Consider the following 18,589-nt stretch of genomic DNA (forward strand, 5'->3'; position numbering starts at 1 on the left):
GAATATCTAAAAACACAAGCATCTGAAAAAGATGCTTTTTTTATGCTCTGAAATTGTTATATATAAAAAAACGGGCTAAAGCCCGTTTCTGTTGAATATTAACTAGTTATTTCCTTTTTCCGTATTTTACTGATACTATTTCTTTTGAATCTTCTTTATCGAAAGGTGCTGATTTCAGGAAACTGTATAACACATCTGGCACCTCATTCTGACATGGATCTGCTTGCTTATTGGCAGCAGGATGATTTTTGACAACTTTTGCAGCCGAAAACATCACTATCCCACCATCTTTTCTAAGGGTAACCAGTTCATCATTTTTTGAACTTGAATCGAAGTTTCCAAAACACATTACATTATTTTGGGTTTGCATAGCAGGAAAGCTTTCAATCCCAATATTCTCTAAATATTTAACCCCATTTGATTCCTTCATTTTAAAAACTTTATAATCTCCATCAAAGTTTCTATGAGCAATAATTTCATCTGCTTCATCACCATCCAGATTTCCAACAGCTAATCCTTTCCAATCTGAAGCTGCCCCGAACCCTATAGATTTATCAATAAGAGTCATTACTCCATTATCATCAATACTATAAACATACACCCCATTCTGCATATAATCATCAGCATCAACCAGCAATACAATTTCATCCTTACCAACTCCATCAAGATTACCGGCTGCCACCGCTTTAATTTTAGAATTTGCAGGCAGATTGAGCTGATTAAAATAAACCAATTCAGGATCAGTACCATTAAATTTATACACTCTTACTTCTTTGTTATAATTTCTCACTGCAACAAAATCATCTTTGCCTCCACTGATAAAATTTCCTGCAGTGATTCCTACCCAATCTGAGTCTGTTCCAAACCCTGTAAATTTTGACTGCTCAACGATTTGGTTATTTTCAATTTTAAAAATATAAAAGCCATTCTTATTAAAATCAGCATGATCACTCAATGCAATGATTTCGCTTTTAGTATCTCCAAAGAAATCACCAGCACCCAATCCTTTCCAATTATAATTATAACCATAAGCGATACTGTTTGTAACAGTATGAAAGCTCTTACCATCAGGTTCCAAAGTACCTATCAACCCATCATAATTCCTGATTTTCACAAACTCATCATCACTGTCTCCATCAAAATTACCCTTTGCTACACCTCTCCAATCAGAATCTTCTCCCCACAAATGATAAGTATTCACAGGTACAATAAATTTTTCATAAGTTGCTAAAAGTGCAAGTGTTAAGGCAGACCCTTCTACATTGATATGATCATAATAATTTTTTGCCGCTTGTAAGTCTGCGATTATCTGATATATTTTTTTATCATATTCCGCTGAGAGATATAACCACATGTAAGAAACATATGCGCCATATTTAGTATTAATATCTGTTGGAAGATTATTTATAGTACTATATTTAATATTCCATTTTAACCCATTATAATTCACTGCATCATTTATTGCTAAAGGTCCCTGATAAATATCTTTTGTATAAGTTTTAACATATCTCTCCATATCTAAAGATGTATAAAGAGAATCGTTGGAGTTATTCTTTATATTATATTTATAGCATTCATATGGAAAACTCACCGTTAAGCCTGCATGGGATATATCATCACGTAAATAAAAATGATTCCAATATATCCAAGTATATGACCCTAGATTATTATTGACAGAAGTATTTAATTTTAAAAAATTAGCAATTTTATTAAGCTGTTTAAGATAACTTTGATCATCTGTTGCTCTATACATTTGTACCAAAACCCTTCCCATAGCGCTTTGCATATTAAAGGGAGCAATTACACCTTTATACTTTATTGGAGGATTATTATTAACATTAAGAGAATCTCTTTCTTTATAATAACCTATACTATCATTAGGATTAGAATTATACTCTGTAAACCATTGCCCTTTGTGATAAAGAAGCGTTTCTTTTATCTTTTGTTTAAGATCATCAGCAATATTTTTAAAAGTCATATCATTATAACGCCCTCCTGACTGATATAATATATTTTGAATACTACTATCATTTTTAATAATAGCAGCAAACTTAGCCATAGGGTAAATTATGTTTGCACTATGTACTAAATGAGCGTAAGTCTTTCCCGAATCCGCCTTTGGATAATTGTAGTGATTATGCGACCAGGCAGCACCTGAAACATTACGATAATCAAAAATTTGATTTAGACCAGGCACCTGACCTCTAAGATCGTCCCTTCTATCAATTACATTACCCATACATTGTATCAAAGTATTAGCATATTTAGGATCATGCGTTTTTTCATACATTAATACTAATGCTTCCATATGGGCAGGTACACCCCAAGCAAACTCAGCCTGATCAGGGCTGTCTGAATTGCCTAAAGATGTATCATAATGCTTCTCATCAAATAGATTTTTATAGTAAGATTGAGCATAAGACTGTAGAACAAATAATAACGTGAGAATTGTAAAGAGCTTTTTCATAGTAATAGTTTTGATTTTTGAGATCATCTTCAAGAGAAATATTTCCCTTGAAGCCGGCTAGACAAATATAAAAGTTTCAATCATCAATCCATGAATTTATTTTAAAGGATCAAAGAATACCATTTTTATACGTTGGCTCAAGATTATAAACGTAATACGTGAAAAATTTTAGAGAAAAAAGTAAAAAAAGAAACGTCAGTGACTACTGAAATTAGTATAAAAATAAAAAAGTACACTTTCAAAAAGTGTACTTCCTTTGGGTGAATGATGGGTCTCGAACCCACGACCTTCGGAACCACAATCCGACGCTCTAACCAACTGAGCTACAATCACCGTTTTCTGAGTGCAAATATAGGACAATTTCCTCAACTACCAAACAATTCCATCAAAATTTTTCAAAGAAATTAATCTTTCAGACGTAAAGCCCTCAGCGTAAGCAACTCCCGATAACCGCCCTAAATCCTGTGCGCGATACGTTAAGCTTTCATAAAAGTCTTTTGTGGTAATGGGAGTCTCAGGTTCTTTAGATGTTGGGTCATAAAACTGAGTTTTGTACGCCATACAAGCTTCCAGTTTTTTAGGCAGATACTCTGAAATGTCAATAACAAATTCCGGTTTAATATCTTTCCACTGAATATAATGAAAAATATGCTTTGGCCTCCACACTTCCTGAGATTCGCCTTCCAGTACAGTTTCAATTTTTCTCAGTCCGGACAAAAAGCACGCATCCGACACTAATTTCGCTCCTTTTGCATGATCCGGGTGTCTGTCATCAATTGCATTAGCCAAGACGATTTCTGGCCTGTATTTGCGGATCATTTTTACGATCCTCATTTGATATTCTTCGGAATTTACCAAAAATCCATCTTTCATCCCAAGATTCTCTCTTGCGGAAAGCCCCAGGATTTTGGCTGCATCTGCTGCTTCAGTCTTTCTGGTTTCATCCGTACCTCTTGTCCCAAGCTCTCCCCTGGTAAGATCTACAACAACGCATTTTTTCCCTTCAGAAACCATTTTAGCAATAGTTCCGCCACATCCAAGTTCTACATCGTCAGGATGTGCACCAAAAGCAAGTATATCAGTTTTCATAAACTCAAAGATAGGATTTAAAATAAAAACTTCCCAAACATTACGCATGGGAAGTTTTAATATCTATAATTTAAATTTTAAATTACTTGTTGATTTCTGCATTTAATTTTACAGCATCCTGGTAAGTAGGGTCTAGCTGTAAAGATTTAGCTACATAATCTTTTGCTTTTGCAGCATCGGAATCTTTGCTCATGTATGCTACCGCAAAGTAAGCATAAGCAAGAGTTTGCTTGTTCGCTTCCTGATCAGCTGGTTTTACCGTACTGATGAATTTCTCATAAGCCAATTTTGCTGCTTCATTGTTTCCTGCCTGCTGGTAAGAATACCCCTGGCTGTAATATGCCGGAGCCCAATCAGGAAGAAGTGCTGACATTTTTTGCCATGTAAGGATTGCTCCATTCCAGTTTTTAACATCCTGGTAAGCTGTTGCTAATTTAAATAATGAATCAGAATCCTGGCTGTTGGCAGCAACTTTTTGTTTCAATGCTTCAATTTCAGGATTAGTAGGTCCTTTATCAGCTTCTGCCTGAGAAGCTCCACCACCACCTGCGATGTTTGCCAATTCAAGATCCCACTTCATTGTTTCATCCTTAGCAGCTTTTGCAATACCCACTTTTTGCTGAGCTTCAGCCATTAAAGCAGATTTCTTTGCTGCATCTTTTTCATCTTTTGCTAAACCGGCAGCAATAAGCCCCTGTAAACCTTGGTCTGCAGGCAATATTCTTGTTTTCTCAGCCTGAGAAACGAAAGTATCCATATTTTGCTTAGCGTCTGCATAATTTCTATCTGCATATGCATTATAAGCTCTCAATTTGAATTTGATAGGATCATCAATTTTATCAAAAATCTTATCTAATACCATTTTAGAGTTTGCATAATCTTCATTCGTGAAATATAGTTTTGCAATTTCTAATTGGGTATATGGATCTTCGTCAGCATATTTTGTATAGTTGATAAGGTCCTGAGTAGCCTTTGCATTTTGCTGGTATCTGATATCGTAACCAGCCAATGCTTTGTACGCAGGAGCGTATGTAGGATCTACAGCAATTGCTTTATCAACGCTTTCTTTCGCTTTTTGCCATACTTGAGCAGCCATCCATAAAGTAGCCATTCTCGTGTAAACTGAAGCTTTATTTTTAGCTACAGGTAACGCCTTGTCGTAAGCAGACATAGCTTCTCCCGGAGATCTTTTCAATCTGTAAGCATCTCCTAATGTATAATAATAATGTGCAGGAACACCTTTTTTCTCAGCTTTCTCAATAGCTTTAGTCAAAAACTGGATTGCCAGGTCCGGTGAACTGTTTTTCTCGAATAAAGTTAAAGCTTCTGCTGCTCTGAAAAGAACTTCAGCATCTTTTTCTCTTGAATCAGTTACTACTTTTTGAATTTCAGCAACAGCATTTTTATCGCCTTTACCTAATTTAACAGCAGCCAAACCAATTTTGTTCAGATAGCTTTTACCGTCTGCAGCTAATCCTTTGTTAAAGTTTTCAGTTGCCTTAGCATAGTCCGGCTCTCCTTGTCTTAAGAAAGTATTTCCCAAATAGAAGTAGTTTTCAGCTGTAGGCTCTTTAGCGATCATGTCAGTGAAGTTTGTTTTTGCCTGCGCAAATTTATCACTGTCTATACTGTTGATACCATCCTGCAGTGTTTGTGCAGAGGCAAAACCGGTAAAAAATACCACGGCTGCTCCAAAAGCAATCTTCTTTACATTCATATTCATTATATCTTTCATTTTATATTTTCTAATAATTGAGTTTTATTATACACAATTTTCAGACCAAATCAAAATTTTTAATAAGGACAAATTGTGAATTTAATATTTTTTAACGCATCTGAACTTCTCTCTTATAAATGTTATAAGGTTGTAAGCCTTCTTTCTGCACAATTTTCTGTCCTAAATGGGTACATGAAAATCTTATAAAGCCATTGGCAATATTAAAGTTACCTTCATTAATCAGGAAATAAAGAACTCTGGTAAACGGGTATTCCATCGTGCGAAGTCCATCAAAATCTGCAGTATACGATTTTCCTTTCTCTATCACAGGAAGTACCTTCACCATGTCTCTCAGCTTTTCTGAAGTTTTATCATAGGGACGGCTGAAAGTATTCAATCCGATAACGCCTATTTTATCAGGATATTTTCCCAGTTCCTCTATAATCTTCTGATTTCCCGGAATAATGGAAAATTTCAGGTCTTTTGGCTGTTTTTTTAATTTCTCTGCAACAAAATTCAGGTTACTGGAGTTGGTTCCGTCAAAAATAAATTCTTTTTTATCAGACATCAGACCGTTGCTGATTTCTTCCATTGAAATACTCTCTTTCGGAGAATCTTTAGGGACAACAAAAACCACCGCATCCGCAGCAAATTTAGCAGGAAGGAACTTCAGATCTGTTCTATCCTCATATGTTTTAATTTCTTCAGGATTAAGATTTCTGGACATCACCACCACTTTAGCACTTCCTTTCAAAAGATCAAGAAGTCCTAAATCTTCTTTCTTCGTTTCTACTTTGATATGTGTTTCAGGATAGTTGATCATATAGCCTTCGGCTAATGCTTCTGTAACGCTTTGAAAAGATTCGTCGGTAAAAATGGTAAGATCACCTTTGTGATAGGAAGGAGCGTTTTTCTCCTTTTTGCAGCTTGCAAGCATTATGCTCAGTACAAAAATTACTGCAAGCTTGAAACTATTCTTCATTTCTCGATTTTTTAATTCTTGAGATCGCTCTGTAAATTCTGAAAATACCATAGATAATGAGCACCACTCCCAATGCATAAGCAACAGCTGGCTCTAAAATAGTAAAGAAGAATTTGTAGACAATCACTACAATTCCTAAAACGATATAAAACAATCCCGTAACCAGGGATAACCAATTGAACATCATGTAACAAAAATACCAAAAAAAATAAAAAGAGAAGCATAAGCCTCTCTTTTTATTTATATTTTGAATAAATAAGTCTTATTCAAAGTTCATCGTAAATGGTACGCTATAGTAAGATCTAACACTCTCCCCGTTTCTCTTCGCAGGAGTCCATTTTTTAAGTTTCTTAACTACACGCATCGCTTCACTGTTGAAGTCGCCGTTTGGAGATTTTTCTTCAATAGTAACGTTCGAAACAGTACCGTCTTTTTCTACAACGAACTTAAGCTTCGCTTTAAGTGTTCCTTCACCTCCTTCCATCAAAGAAGTATCAAAGTTATCACCCAGGAACTTTCTCAATGCTCCCATACCTCCAGGATATTCTGCAGACTGGTCAACATCTTTATAGATCTCGTTAGGGTTGTTCGCTTTTACTTCTACTGTACTTGCTTTAGTACCTGTAGATGGTGGCGGCGGTGGTGGTGTATAAGCTGGAGCTTTTACCCCCTCCTGATTCTGTAAACCAGTTGTTGTTTCCAACTGCTTAGAAATCGGCGGTGGTGGAGTTTCAATTTTCGGAGCTTTTACAGGCTCAGGAACTACGTTCTGAATTACCTCAATTTTCTCCTCTTCTTTTGGAGGTGGAGGTGGTGGAGGTGGTTCTTCTTCTTTAGGCTGCTCGATAATCGGATCTTCTTCGATAATATCTACAAGATCTGCCTTCACTTCCTGCTTAGGCGGAGCTGTAAGATTTTTAATCGTAAGATAGATGAACGGAGACAAAGCTGCCAAAAGGAATAATGCTGTTCCGATAATAAAAGACTTGGTTAAAAGTCTCGGATACTGATGTCTAAGATCATAGGCACCATATTCCTTGTTTCTATTTTCAAATACGATCTCGTCTAAAGTAAGATTCTGACCGTATACATTTTCATCTGCCATAGATTAGATATAACAATTTTATGGTTAAATTACTTTGTAGCAGCAGCCGGTGCAGCAGCACCTCCTACTTTTTTCTCATAAATAGCTTTTTCCCAAGGTTTGATATCAGTAACCCCGTACTGCTCACTTTTGGTAATTGCCATTTCATCAAGAATATCAACAAAGTTCTTATATACAGCATCGTCAGTTGGCTTAATGATCACGGTAAATTTCGTTTGATCTGCAGCTCTAGATTTTGCCTGCTGAATTACTTTTCTAATTCCTTCTCTATCAAGGGTAGTTTCCATAAGAGTCTGGTCATTCAAGGAAGTAGCATCCTGCTGGTGCCAGAAAACTCTGTTATTTTTTCCTAATAAGATAGAAATTGAGTTAGAAAGTTTAATTTCTGTTGGAGGTGGTTTTTTTGTTTCATCTTTCGGTTTAGCCGGAAGACCCAAATCCATAACGTTCGGTTTACTGAACGTAGTTGTGAACATAAAGAAGGTAATCAATAGAAAACCCAAGTCCACCATCGGAGTCATATCGACTCTGGTACTTTGCTTCTTGGAACGGACCTTGCCGCCCTTGCCGCCTTTCTCTTGTACTTGTACTTCTGCCATTTCTATCGATATTATTCGTTAGGTTTACCTTCTTGTGATGTAATCAACCAAAATTTAAGAAAATCAATATCTCTTAAACCCTCAAATAGACTTTTAACTTTAGGATACTCAGTTGTAACGTCACCTTTAATAGCTAACTTGTAGTCAGGGTTAACGCTCAAACTTTCTTTTACCCAATCAATTAATTGTTTATTTGTACTGTCCATAGGAATACCTGTAGGACTCTTATAATTTTTCTGCTCATCTGCAGGCAGATCCAAATACCCTTTAAGTTGGTTCATTGGAACTCCAATTGCCTGAATTTTCTGGAAAGCTGCTTTTTGGTTGTTGTCAAAAGTAATACCATACTTTTGTCCCATTTTATCCAAAAGTGCAAGTCTTTCTGATGCATTTTCTACTGGCTGGAAATAGAATTTTCCGTCCGGAGTAGCGTTGATAGTCATTAAACTAGCATCAGGAAGCAATTTTTCCGAAATTGAAGATGGCGGTTTGATCTGCTCCACGTCAGGTTTTTTAAACTGAGTGGTCAAGATAAAGAACGTAAGGAGTAGGAACGCAACGTCACACATTGCAGTCATGTCCGTAATTACTCCATGTCTTTTTGGTTTGACTCTCGCCATTATTATAAAATATTTTTAATTAAACTTCTTTTAATTGCTAATGCAAATATCTTGCTAATTCTTAGTTGAATTCAGCGAAAGACTGTTGGATACTCATAGAGATCTCGTCGATCTTGTAAGTTAATCCGTCAATTTTAGATGTAAAGAAGTTATAAAGGATAATAGCGATTGCTGAAGTACCAATACCTAAAGCTGTGTTGATCAAGGCTTCAGAGATACCAGTAGATAGAGCAGCAGCATCCGGAGTACCACCTCCTGAACCTAATGCGAAGAACGCCTTGATCATCCCGATTACCGTTCCAAGTAGTGCTACTAACGTTGCAACAGTACCTAAAGTAGAAAGGATCATCATGTTTTTCTCAAGCATTGGCATCTCAAGAGTAGTAGCTTCTTCGATAGCTTTGTTAAGCGCTACCATTTTCTGCTCTTTATTTAATGTAGTATCGTGAGAAAGTGCTTTGTAAGTAGTAAGACCTTCTTTTACCACGTTACCAACAGAACCTTGTTGTCTGTCGCACTCTTCGATAGCTTCGTCGATTTTGTTTTGGTTTAGTAAGCTTCTTACCTGTACAACGAAGTTGTCTAAGTTTCCTTTTCCAGCTGCTTTACCAAGAACGAAATATCTTTCAAAAGAGAAAACGATTACAGTAATCATGAAAGTAATCAAGATTGGTACGATAACCCCTCCTTTGTAGATAATACCTAAAAACGATTCTGGGTGAATGTCTTTTCCTTCAACACTTGAAAAAGCTACAGAACCACTTCCTAGTTTATCTGCATCTTTAAAGTTTCCTGGGCTACCAAGAACGAATAAATAAATACATACTCCTATAGCAAATAGAATAGGAATAATAACAGCTGGATTTAAACCTCCTGCCTTTCTAGCAACTACTTGCTCATCATTTTTTGAAACATTCATTTCCATATTTAACTAAATTATATTGTTTTAAAATTTTACAGGGTGTAAATTAAAGGCAAAATTAATTAAAATGCAAGAGTCTTAATTAAACATTTTGCTTTTTTTTGATAAAGAAATTTTAATACGATTTCGAAATAATAATTATTTTAAATTATTTTATTTATTTTTTCCAAATTTAACATTTGAATTAAAAAATCAAAAAAATAAGACACCCATTTTTTTTAATTTCCCAATGTTAATTTTTTTTTAAATTACGATATTCACAATACGGTGAGGGACTACAATGATTTTTTTAGGGGTTTTACCCTCCAAAATCTGTTGCATTTTCTCGTTCGAAATCACCAAATCTTCCACTTCCTTGGCAGATAATTGAGCTGAAAGCGAAATTTTGAACTTCATTTTACCATTTACGCTTACCGGATACTCAATTTCATCTTCAACCAGATAATCCTCATTCAATGCCGGGAATTTTTCAAATTCTATCGATGTACCGTGTCCTAGTAAACTCCACAATTCTTCACAGATGTGAGGAGCATACGGAGAAATGATAACGGCAAGCGGTTCTAAAATATTGCGTTTGTTGCATTTTATTTTCTGAAGCTCATTCACAGCAATCATAAATGATGATACGGATGTATTGAAAGAGAAGTTTTCAATATCATATACTACCTTCTTTATTAAGGTATGTAAAACTTTGTATTCTGCTTTTGTAGGTTCTTCATCTGAAACTTCAAATACATCTCCGTTGAAATAAAGATTCCAGAATTTTTTAAGGAAACCGTATACTCCGCTTAGTCCCTGTGTATTCCAAGGCTTGGATTGTTCCAGTGGCCCCAAGAACATTTCATATAAACGTAAGCCGTCTGCTCCGTACTCTTCACAGATGTCATCAGGATTTACTACGTTATATTTTGACTTGGACATTTTTTCTACTTCACGGTCTGTGATGTATTTTCCGTCTTCCAGAATAAATTCTGCATCTGCATAATCCGGTCTCCATGCTTTGAAGGCTTCAGTATCCAATTCGTCAGAAGTTCCTTTTAATAAGGATACATCTACGTGAATCTGCTGAGTCTGGTAATCTTTAGCTAAATTTTTAGATACATACTGATTCGTTCCGTCAATTCTGTACACAAATGCACTCATTCCCAAGATCATCCCCTGGTTGATCAATTTCTGGAATGGCTCATCATGGCTGATATAACCTCTGTCTTTTAAGAACATGTTCCAGAAACGGGAATATAATAAGTGGCCGGTTGCATGTTCGCTTCCTCCTATATATAAGTCTACCTGTCCCCAATAATCTGCTAACTCTTTTTTAACAAAAGTTTCTTCATCATTCGGATCCATATATCTAAGGAAGTACCATGAGCTTCCTGCCCAACCAGGCATCGTAGATAATTCTAACGGGAAAATTGTTTTATCATCAATAAGATCTGTAGCAACTACCTTCTGGTTAGCTTCATCCCATGCAAATTCTTTTGCATTTCCTAGCGGTGGATCTCCATCTTCTGTAGGTAAGTATTTTTCAACTTCAGGAAGTTCCAACGGTAAAGCAGAAGTTGGCAGCGTGTAAGGCATGCCATCCTTATAATATATAGGAACAGGTTCTCCCCAATAACGTTGTCTTGAGAAAATAGCATCACGCTGTCTGTAGTTGGTTGTTCCGTGACCGATTCCTTTTGTTTCGATCTCGGAAATTATTTTTGCTTTCGCTTCATTATAATGTAATCCGTTCAGAAAATCTGAATTTACACAAACGGAATCTTTAGAGTCAAAAGATTTTTCCTGAACATCCTCTTCAGTTTCTACAACTTTCTTGATTTCAAGATTAAATTTCTTAGCGAATCTATGGTCACGCTCATCATGTGCCGGAACCGCCATTACTGCTCCTGTTCCATATCCCATCAACACATAGTCTGAAATATAGATCGGCATTTTTTCATTGCTGAAAGGATTGATTGCATAACTTCCTGTGAAAGCTCCACTCACGTTTTTCACGTCAGACATTCTGTCTCTCTCCGTTTTTTTGGAAGTTTCTTCAATATAAGTATCTACTTCTACTTTTTGAGCATCTGTCGTAATGGTTTCCACTAAAGGGTTTTCCGGGGCCAATACCATAAAGGTTGCTCCAAAGATAGTGTCAGGCCTTGTTGTAAATACCTCAACAGTCTCGTCATGTCCTTCTACTTTGAACTGAACCTGTGCTCCCTGAGATTTTCCGATCCAGTATTCCTGAGAATCTTTCAACGGCTGCGGCCAGTCCAGCGTATTTAATCCCTGTAATAATCTTTCAGAATATGCGGAAATTCTCATACTCCACTGCATCATTTTCTTTTGGAAAACCGGGAATCCTCCTCTTTCGGATTTTCCATCCTTCACCTCATCGTTGGCCAGTACAGTTCCTAATGCAGGGCACCAGTTTACTGTCGTTTCTGCTCTGTAAGCAAGACGATAGTTTAAAAGGATGTCTTCTTTATCAATTTCGGAAGCATTCTTCCATTCTTCTGAAGTGAAATTTAATTCATCATTCTGATTGGCATTTAATCCTTCTGTTCCTTTTTCTTCAAAATGCCGGATCAAGGAATCAATAGATTCTGCCTTATCCGTATTTTTATTATACCACGAATGATACAACTGGATAAAAATCCATTGTGTCCACTTATAGTAAGAAGCATCCGAAGTTCTTACTTCCCTGCTCCAGTCGAATGAGAAACCGATTTTTCTCAGCTGCTCTTCATATCTGTTGATATTTTGTTCTGTAGTAATAGCAGGATGCTGTCCTGTCTGAATAGCATACTGTTCAGCAGGAAGTCCAAAGCTGTCATATCCTACCGGGTGGAGTACATTAAACCCCTGATGTCTTTTGTATCTCGCATAGATATCCGATGCAATATATCCCAGCGGGTGACCTACGTGAAGGCCTGCTCCTGATGGGTACGGAAACATATCGAGTACATAAAACTTAGGTTTGTCTGTGTTATTAGAGGTTTTATAGGTTTGATTTTCCTCCCAGTATTTCTGCCACTTTTTTTCTATCTGCTGATGATCGTAAAACACTTGATATATATGTTATATGTTAGACTGATTATTTTTTCTTTTTGTCAAGATTCACAAAATTAATGATTTTAAAGTAAATAGAAATTGAAATTATGATGAATTACAAATTCTACCCTCAACAAAAAAATCCCATCCGGAGATGAGATCTGTTTTATATCCTGAAGTATATACTATTATTGAGTAACTCTCTTGAAGGTATATGTTCTTGTCTGGAATATAGTAGGATCCTGAGTCTCCTCTCTTACCGCAAGATTGAGCGTTGTTGCATCCAAAGTAATCACCTTTGCATTCTGCGGTTCTACGAGTCCCTGAATTTTCATCTGAACATCTTTCCCTTCCTTATTATAAGTGTAATTGAATTTTATATCTGAAAGAATAGCACACTGACCTGGTGTAGCAGTATCTCCCCAGTTCGTTTTCCCTCCTTTGGAGTCAGCGCTGAACCACCATCTTGTCTGTTTCTGACAGTCTGTATAAGTAATCGTGTTAGAAACCGGGTCTTCACCAACTTCCACAGTGGTAACTACTTCTTTTAACGGTTGCCATGTCCCAACAAGAGGAGCTTCCAGAACAGTATCATCGTCACTGCTGCAGCCTGTAGCGGCAGCAAACAAAGATAAACCTGCAAATAGTAATGCTAATTTCTTCATAGATCAATTTTTTCAAGCGCTAAAATTATAATTTTTTTGATTTATATTACTATTTTTTATGAAAAATTATTTCATCGGCGATTATTTATATATATTTAAAAATAGGGACACCCCATTTTCCCTTTATTTAACAAATAATGAATACATGAGCATCGTTCATTCTATTAAAAAAGTTATTTTTGCAGGAAACAAAATACAAATGCAGGATATAACGAGAAACAATTTTGATTTTATACGTGTTCTCCTTGCCTTTATTGTCTTTCTGGGACATCTTGGCACACTCAGCGCTTCTCCTGACCTCAAGATTTTTGAGCACAGCCCTATAGAAATTGCTGTTTTCGGCTTTTTTGCGGTGAGCGGATTTCTTATTGCAAGGAGCTATGAAAGGTCTTCAAGCCTGAAAAGCTATTTAAAAAAGAGAATCAGAAGAATTGTTCCCGCCTACTTATTGGTTATTTTTTTATGCGCAATTTTATTAAGCCTGGTAAGTACCTATTCCTTCACTGAATATTTCAGCAATACACAAGTTTATAAATACCTATTTTGGAATTCATTATTTTTAAATTTTAAAGCACCCTGGCTTCCCGGAGTTTTTGGAAATCAAGCAGTGAATGGTGCCCTATGGACACTGAAAATAGAAATGTGCTACTATTTTGCGGTTCCTCTGTTGTTTTTGCTTTTCGGAAAAAACAATAAATACAGAAATGTAAGTTTGGTTATTCTATACTTCTTATCACTTATTTATCTCAATTATTTTGAATCTTTAAATAAAATTTCGATTGCCAAACAGCTCCCTGGAACATTATCCTATTTTATCCCTGGGATGTTGATTTACTTTAATTTTAATAAATTCATCCAACATAAAAATCTTATTTTCATCATTGCATTCGTTACTGTGTGGATTGACTTATTTTTAAAAGTTCAGCTTTTTTCTCCAATGATGATCGGGGTTATCGTAATGTATATCGCCTATTCATTTAAGTTTCTGAACAATTTCGGAAAATATGGAGATTTCACTTATGGGATTTATATCTTCCACTTCCCTATTATCAGAACTTTTCAGACTTTAGGATTGTTTGAAGATTACAATCCATTTGTAATGGCTTTGGTATGTATGTTGGTGGTTATTGCGGTAGGTGTAAGCTCCTGGCATCTTTATGAAAAAAGATTTTTATAATTTAGCAGTTTAAAAAACACAAATGAAAGATCTTGTCTCCATCATTACTCCCTGTTATAATTCTGCAGAATTTATCGAGGAAACTATACAGTCTGTTCTTAATCAAACCTACGAAAACTGGGAGTGGCTGATTACAGATGACCTTTCTAAAGATAATACTGTTGAAATCATTAGAAAATACAATGATCCGAGAATAAAACTACAGGTACTGGAGAAAAACGGCGGTGCAGGAAATGCAAGAAACAACAGCCTGGAAAGAGCCCAGGGAAGATATATTGCGTTTCTGGATTCTGATGACTACTGGTATCCTGAATATCTGGAAACAATGACGGATTATATGCAGGAACACAATGCAGAACTGGTATATTGTAACTATTCAAGATGTAACGAACAGCTTCAGCCTATTCTGAAAGATTTTCTGGCTGACAAAGTGGTTACTTTCTCCAATCTGCTGAAAACATGCCGCCTTGCCCCGGTTTCCACAATGTACGACACGAAAAGGGTTGGAAAATTTTTGTTCCCCGTAAAAAGTAAACGTGAAGATCATGTCATGTGGCTGAATCTTTTAAAAGTGATTCCGGAAGGAATTCCTGTACAAAAGACACTGGCAAAATACAGAATGCGTGAAAACAGCGTTTCAAGAAATAAAAAAAACATCATCAAAGATCAGTATCTTGTCTATAAAGCTTTCATGGGATTCTCAACAGTAAAATCATTGTATTATACGGCTAACTGGGCCGTAAACGGATTCCTGAAATATTCGAAAATTTTTAATTAATGGAATATTCAAAAGAGTTTAAAGCTGCGCTGAGTGCTTTTTCCGGAACGGAGAAAGACAAACTGATTTTCAGACTCCTGAGAAAGGATAAATTATTGTCAAAAAAGCTCTACTTCGAACTGATAGATCCGGAAACTACAGATGATAAAAGAAATGCCATGGAAGAACATGTGGAGCAACAGGTTCTTCTTGCATCAAAATACGTGGGAAATGCCAAATATTTCCTGTCTACTGTGCGGAAAATAAGTGCTGAAATCACGGAGCATGTAAAAATCACGACCGATAAATTCGGAGAGGTTTCCCTGAATCTTCTTCTCGTAAACAAGGTATTGGAAAATAATGGTGATCTCAGCAGACAAAGGTTTGACAATGTTTACAAACTTTATATTTACATCATCAACAAAATCTTCAAATCTTTGGTCCTTATAAAAAAACTGGATGAAGATTACTGGATGGAAATTGATGAAAACCTTCGTGATACCCTGAATAAAGTTTTAGAGAATCATTATCTGCAAAAGCTGTGCATCAACAATGGTCTTGACTTTAACTGGTTTGAATGTAACAGGATTCCCGACAACATTGATCAGATCATGAAAGATATTAAAAGCCAGGGATTTTTACGATAGAATTTTCTGAAGAATCATTCTCGTAGAGTCTGGCTTCCCATCTACAAATTTTTCAGCATTTTGAGACATTTCAGTAAGTTCTTCTTTGTTATCTTCATTCGTTAGAAATAAGACAAATTCTGAGGCCGTATACTCATCAGAGAAAGATTTCCCTCCATTGGCAGAGATCAGGTCGTCAGCTTCCGGATTCTTTTTGTAATGATTCCCAAAGATCACCGGAACACTAAAAGTGGCTGCCTCCAGAATATTGTGAAGTCCGGCATCATGAAATCCTCCTCCTACAACAGCTACATCTGCATAAGAATATAATCTGGACAATAAACCTATGCTGTCTATGATCAGAATTGGAGTATTGAAAGTTGAAGATTGAGTGTTTTGTATTTCGCTGTACAATAAGGCATCCGGGAATATATTTTTCAAATGCTCTACTCTTTTCAGATCGTGGGGTGCGATAATAAGTTTTACCGTATTATTTTTACGGGAAACCATTTCAGCTATTTTCTCTTCCGCATGCCATGAACTTCCAAAGACTATTGCTTTATTATTTCCAATGAAGTCTGCAATGAAATCTACATGATTATTTCTTTCCCGCAGCTGTTTTACTCTGTCAAATCTTGTATCTCCCGTTACGGAAGACTTTGTTAATCCAACGCTTTTTGCCAAGGCCAATGAAAACTGAGTCTGATGAAAAAACCAATCCACATTTTTCTGAAGCTGTTTTACAAACCATTTTCCGTAGGAAGTAAAGAAAGATTGTCTTTCGTAGAACAGTGCCGAAATAACATAAATTTTTGTTCCTTTACTTTTCAGCTCAGCAAGGAGGTTGTACCAATAATCGTATTTAACCGTAAAAAATAGTTCAGTATTGAATTGATCTGTAAATTCTTTGACAGCCTTTTTATTGTCGAAAGGTAAATAACAGACAACGTCAGCAATGTGTTTCTTCTTAACCACATTTTCATATCCTGACGGAGAAAAGAACGTCACCAGAACTTTGTGCTGAGGAAAATTCTCTTGGAGTTTCTCCAGAACAGGTAATCCCTGCTCATATTCACCCAGACTTGCCGCATGCATCCAGATGACTTTATCTGTTTTTGAAAATGAAGATTTTACTTTATCCAAAGACTGCGTTCTTCCTTCAACGCCTTTTTTAGTTTTATCATTAATCAACGCGAAAGCCTTCATTCCGAAGGTAAGGAGACTGATGAAAATATTATATAAAAAAGCCATTTTACTTATTCTTTAATTTCAATTCTGTCATGATCCGTAGGAGGATTGGATATGACCAAAAACTCAATTTCTTCAGTGGATTCGTTGGAGATAAAATGTTTTGCTCCCGGCTCAACAGAAATAGATTCTCCCTGGTTAACCAGGAATTTCCTTTCGTTGATATAAAATACGGCTTCTCCTTTCAAAATATAGAAAAACTGTTCTGCCACTTTATGAAAGTGCAGTTTCTCCGAAGTTGCTGCAGGCATCTTCTCCTGCTTTACGGATAAGTTCCGGGTATTTTTAAGGATCCAGCTGTCACATTGGTTCCCCCATGTATAATGTTCTGAATTATTTTTAGAATGTATCATTTAAACAGATAAGCAATAAAGAGTAATGCAGGAGTAAATAAAACAACTGATAAAAAGATCGTGGCCATTGAAATCCTGGGTTTGGCTTTATCATCAGCAGCATATCTGAACATATAGTCCTGAAGGTTGAGAAAAACCATTGCCAGTACAACAAAAAGAATTCTCAGTCCGATTTTCATAATTAAAAACTGAGCACCCATGTTCTGGTCTGTAATTTCTACCGGAAAATTAGTGTCTTCGGGATGTCTGGTGCCATAAGTGAATACAGCATACAATCCCAGCGCCAGTACAGGCATCAGAAAAGCATACATTTTCCCTCCAAATCCATCCGCTTTTCCTTCCATATCAAAATGGACGGGAATTCTTTCTGGCAACGTGTTATAGTTTTTAAGGGTAAATCCCCATAAAAAAGCGACCCATCCAAAATTTAAAATATCAAAAATTGTAAAAAGAATATTTTCCATTTCAAATGAGATTGAATGAGGATTAAATTACACTTTTCAACACTCTCAGTTTATGAGTATGCTTATTCATTTCTTTATTGAAGATTCCGGTGGAATCCAGCGTGTCTATTCTTACTTTTCCGGAAGCATGAATGATCTTCTGATTCTCCAGCATAATTCCTACATGGATAATCTTTCCTTCTGCGTTTTCAAAAAAAGCAAGATCACCAGGCTGTGTTTCTTCCACGAAAGTAAGCGGTTCTCCTACCTCAGCCTGCTGTGAGGCATCTCTGGGTATCTTTATATTGTGAATTTTATAAACCAATTGGGTAAATCCGGAACAGTCTACTGCAAAAAAGCTTTTACCTCCCCACAAATAAGGTACGTTCAGGAATTCTTTTGCCGTCAGAGCAATACTTTCGCGCACATCATGACTTCTTCTTGAAGCTACCACCGGAAATTCCACTTCTGAACCCATAGAAAGCAAAGTTTTTCCATCATTCATTAATACGGAAGAAAAATCTTCGGTAACGACGGTCACTTTTCTTTTGGCCAGCTCTTCGTCTGTTACAGGCTTCAGCTGCTTGGTATCCATCCATCCTTCATAGCCATCATAATGCATTTTTATTTTGGTCCAGTTTTTATCCACTTCCAGAATATCCGCACTTTCTCCAAACAATATTTCCGTAACAATTTCAGCTCTGTCAGAATTTTCTGCACGAACCGGCGCTACTGTAACAATACAAACTCCTTTATTCATTAATTTTCAATTTAAAG

Annotated in this window: 18 protein-coding genes and 1 tRNA gene; 3 read left to right on the plus strand and 16 right to left on the minus strand. The window is 36.3% G+C overall.

Annotated elements, in window-relative coordinates; translation table 11 throughout:
• Nucleotides 1–106: 106 nt before the first annotated feature.
• The 12 genes from V0410_RS12895 to V0410_RS12950 all read right to left on the minus strand — a co-directional run bounded on the left by V0410_RS12895 (nucleotide 107) and on the right by V0410_RS12950 (nucleotide 13,208).
• Nucleotides 107–2,467 (minus strand): hypothetical protein, encoded by a 2,361-nt coding sequence (locus V0410_RS12895; RefSeq protein WP_330743857.1) that lies wholly within the window; start codon nucleotides 2,465–2,467, stop codon nucleotides 107–109.
• 258 nt (nucleotides 2,468–2,725) lie between these two features.
• Nucleotides 2,726–2,801: transfer RNA gene (locus tag V0410_RS12900), tRNA-His, on the minus strand.
• Between the two features lie 35 nt (nucleotides 2,802–2,836).
• Nucleotides 2,837–3,556 (minus strand): bacillithiol biosynthesis deacetylase BshB1, encoded by a 720-nt coding sequence (gene bshB1 / locus V0410_RS12905; protein ID WP_062675760.1) that lies wholly within the window; start codon nucleotides 3,554–3,556, stop codon nucleotides 2,837–2,839.
• Nucleotides 3,557–3,638: 82 nt separating this feature from the next.
• The gene (locus V0410_RS12910) at nucleotides 3,639–5,291 is read right to left on the minus strand and encodes a tetratricopeptide repeat protein (RefSeq protein ID WP_330743860.1); all 1,653 of its coding nucleotides are present in this window, start codon (nucleotides 5,289–5,291) and stop codon (nucleotides 3,639–3,641) included.
• Nucleotides 5,292–5,382: 91 nt separating this feature from the next.
• Entirely contained in the window at nucleotides 5,383–6,255 is an 873-nt protein-coding gene (locus V0410_RS12915) for a PstS family phosphate ABC transporter substrate-binding protein (protein ID WP_330743862.1), read from the minus strand.
• The gene (locus tag V0410_RS12920; protein ID WP_171006307.1) at nucleotides 6,245–6,442 is read right to left on the minus strand and encodes a DUF308 domain-containing protein; all 198 of its coding nucleotides are present in this window, start codon (nucleotides 6,440–6,442) and stop codon (nucleotides 6,245–6,247) included. The genes V0410_RS12915 and V0410_RS12920 overlap by 11 nt, the downstream gene beginning before the upstream one ends.
• 75 nt (nucleotides 6,443–6,517) lie before the next feature.
• On the minus strand, nucleotides 6,518–7,360 hold the full coding sequence (locus V0410_RS12925; protein WP_062675757.1) for an energy transducer TonB: 843 nt from the start codon (nucleotides 7,358–7,360) through the stop codon (nucleotides 6,518–6,520).
• A 29-nt stretch (nucleotides 7,361–7,389) separates the two neighbouring features.
• Nucleotides 7,390–7,959, minus strand: a complete 570-nt coding sequence (locus tag V0410_RS12930; RefSeq protein ID WP_110008287.1) for an ExbD/TolR family protein — start codon at nucleotides 7,957–7,959, stop codon at nucleotides 7,390–7,392.
• Nucleotides 7,960–7,970: 11 nt separating this feature from the next.
• A complete protein-coding gene (locus tag V0410_RS12935) occupies nucleotides 7,971–8,579 on the minus strand; it encodes an ExbD/TolR family protein (RefSeq protein WP_047435560.1) in 609 nt (202 codons plus the stop codon).
• Nucleotides 8,580–8,640: 61 nt separating this feature from the next.
• Entirely contained in the window at nucleotides 8,641–9,504 is an 864-nt protein-coding gene (locus V0410_RS12940) for a MotA/TolQ/ExbB proton channel family protein (protein WP_076594929.1), read from the minus strand.
• Between the two features lie 240 nt (nucleotides 9,505–9,744).
• A complete protein-coding gene (gene leuS / locus V0410_RS12945; protein WP_330743870.1) occupies nucleotides 9,745–12,558 on the minus strand; it encodes a leucine--tRNA ligase in 2,814 nt (937 codons plus the stop codon).
• A gap of 173 nt (nucleotides 12,559–12,731) precedes the next feature.
• Nucleotides 12,732–13,208 (minus strand): lipocalin family protein, encoded by a 477-nt coding sequence (locus tag V0410_RS12950; RefSeq protein ID WP_330743872.1) that lies wholly within the window; start codon nucleotides 13,206–13,208, stop codon nucleotides 12,732–12,734.
• Between the two features lie 145 nt (nucleotides 13,209–13,353).
• On the opposite strand from V0410_RS12950, the gene V0410_RS12955 reads away from it, so the two are divergent.
• The 3 genes from V0410_RS12955 to V0410_RS12965 are packed head-to-tail and all read left to right on the plus strand — an operon-like array spanning nucleotide 13,354 to nucleotide 15,789.
• On the plus strand, nucleotides 13,354–14,385 hold the full coding sequence (locus V0410_RS12955) for an acyltransferase family protein (RefSeq protein WP_330743874.1): 1,032 nt from the start codon (nucleotides 13,354–13,356) through the stop codon (nucleotides 14,383–14,385).
• Between the two features lie 22 nt (nucleotides 14,386–14,407).
• Nucleotides 14,408–15,163 carry a glycosyltransferase family 2 protein gene (locus tag V0410_RS12960; protein WP_330743876.1) on the plus strand — a complete coding sequence of 252 codons (756 nt, stop codon included), beginning with the start codon at nucleotides 14,408–14,410 and terminating at the stop codon, nucleotides 15,161–15,163.
• Complete coding sequence (locus tag V0410_RS12965) at nucleotides 15,163–15,789, plus strand: deoxyuridine 5'-triphosphate nucleotidohydrolase (protein WP_330743879.1); 627 nt, start codon at nucleotides 15,163–15,165, stop codon at nucleotides 15,787–15,789. Before V0410_RS12960 ends, V0410_RS12965 begins: the two co-directional genes overlap by 1 nt.
• Here V0410_RS12965 and V0410_RS12970 read toward each other — a convergent pair.
• Genes V0410_RS12970 through V0410_RS12985 form a run of 4 tightly spaced genes read right to left on the minus strand, consistent with a single transcriptional unit; the run spans nucleotide 15,781 to nucleotide 18,572 of the window.
• Nucleotides 15,781–17,019 carry a 3-deoxy-D-manno-octulosonic acid transferase gene (locus V0410_RS12970; RefSeq protein ID WP_330743880.1) on the minus strand — a complete coding sequence of 413 codons (1,239 nt, stop codon included), beginning with the start codon at nucleotides 17,017–17,019 and terminating at the stop codon, nucleotides 15,781–15,783. The genes V0410_RS12965 and V0410_RS12970 overlap by 9 nt on opposite strands.
• A gap of 5 nt (nucleotides 17,020–17,024) precedes the next feature.
• The gene (locus tag V0410_RS12975; protein WP_330743882.1) at nucleotides 17,025–17,369 is read right to left on the minus strand and encodes a cupin domain-containing protein; all 345 of its coding nucleotides are present in this window, start codon (nucleotides 17,367–17,369) and stop codon (nucleotides 17,025–17,027) included.
• Nucleotides 17,366–17,833 carry a DUF1648 domain-containing protein gene (locus tag V0410_RS12980; RefSeq protein WP_330743884.1) on the minus strand — a complete coding sequence of 156 codons (468 nt, stop codon included), beginning with the start codon at nucleotides 17,831–17,833 and terminating at the stop codon, nucleotides 17,366–17,368. Before V0410_RS12980 ends, V0410_RS12975 begins: the two co-directional genes overlap by 4 nt.
• A 22-nt stretch (nucleotides 17,834–17,855) precedes the next feature.
• Nucleotides 17,856–18,572 carry a C40 family peptidase gene (locus V0410_RS12985; RefSeq protein ID WP_110008296.1) on the minus strand — a complete coding sequence of 239 codons (717 nt, stop codon included), beginning with the start codon at nucleotides 18,570–18,572 and terminating at the stop codon, nucleotides 17,856–17,858.
• Between the last annotated feature and the right edge of the window lie 17 nt (nucleotides 18,573–18,589).

Origin of the sequence: Chryseobacterium sp. CP-77 (genome assembly GCF_036362765.1) — a bacterium.
GTDB classification, from domain to species: Bacteria; Bacteroidota; Bacteroidia; order Flavobacteriales; family Weeksellaceae; genus Chryseobacterium; species Chryseobacterium cupriresistens.

What these genes read in the sequence shown, in the direction of transcription:
- V0410_RS12895 (WP_330743857.1), bottom strand. Translation starts at nt 2,467, where the DNA reads ATGAAAAAGCTCTTTACAATTCTCACGTTATTATTTGTTCTACAGTCT.
- bshB1 (WP_062675760.1), bottom strand. Translation starts at nt 3,556, where the DNA reads ATGAAAACTGATATACTTGCTTTTGGTGCACATCCTGACGATGTAGAA.
- V0410_RS12910 (WP_330743860.1), bottom strand. Translation starts at nt 5,291, where the DNA reads ATGAAAGATATAATGAATATGAATGTAAAGAAGATTGCTTTTGGAGCA.
- V0410_RS12915 (WP_330743862.1), bottom strand. Translation starts at nt 6,255, where the DNA reads ATGAAGAATAGTTTCAAGCTTGCAGTAATTTTTGTACTGAGCATAATG.
- V0410_RS12920 (WP_171006307.1), bottom strand. Translation starts at nt 6,442, where the DNA reads ATGATGTTCAATTGGTTATCCCTGGTTACGGGATTGTTTTATATCGTT.
- V0410_RS12925 (WP_062675757.1), bottom strand. Translation starts at nt 7,360, where the DNA reads ATGGCAGATGAAAATGTATACGGTCAGAATCTTACTTTAGACGAGATC.
- V0410_RS12930 (WP_110008287.1), bottom strand. Translation starts at nt 7,959, where the DNA reads ATGGCAGAAGTACAAGTACAAGAGAAAGGCGGCAAGGGCGGCAAGGTC.
- V0410_RS12935 (WP_047435560.1), bottom strand. Translation starts at nt 8,579, where the DNA reads ATGGCGAGAGTCAAACCAAAAAGACATGGAGTAATTACGGACATGACT.
- V0410_RS12940 (WP_076594929.1), bottom strand. Translation starts at nt 9,504, where the DNA reads ATGGAAATGAATGTTTCAAAAAATGATGAGCAAGTAGTTGCTAGAAAG.
- V0410_RS12950 (WP_330743872.1), bottom strand. Translation starts at nt 13,208, where the DNA reads ATGAAGAAATTAGCATTACTATTTGCAGGTTTATCTTTGTTTGCTGCC.
- V0410_RS12955 (WP_330743874.1), top strand. Translation starts at nt 13,354, where the DNA reads ATGAGCATCGTTCATTCTATTAAAAAAGTTATTTTTGCAGGAAACAAA.
- V0410_RS12960 (WP_330743876.1), top strand. Translation starts at nt 14,408, where the DNA reads ATGAAAGATCTTGTCTCCATCATTACTCCCTGTTATAATTCTGCAGAA.
- V0410_RS12965 (WP_330743879.1), top strand. Translation starts at nt 15,163, where the DNA reads ATGGAATATTCAAAAGAGTTTAAAGCTGCGCTGAGTGCTTTTTCCGGA.
- V0410_RS12970 (WP_330743880.1), bottom strand. Translation starts at nt 17,019, where the DNA reads ATGGCTTTTTTATATAATATTTTCATCAGTCTCCTTACCTTCGGAATG.
- V0410_RS12975 (WP_330743882.1), bottom strand. Translation starts at nt 17,369, where the DNA reads ATGATACATTCTAAAAATAATTCAGAACATTATACATGGGGGAACCAA.
- V0410_RS12980 (WP_330743884.1), bottom strand. Translation starts at nt 17,833, where the DNA reads ATGGAAAATATTCTTTTTACAATTTTTGATATTTTAAATTTTGGATGG.
- V0410_RS12985 (WP_110008296.1), bottom strand. Translation starts at nt 18,572, where the DNA reads ATGAATAAAGGAGTTTGTATTGTTACAGTAGCGCCGGTTCGTGCAGAA.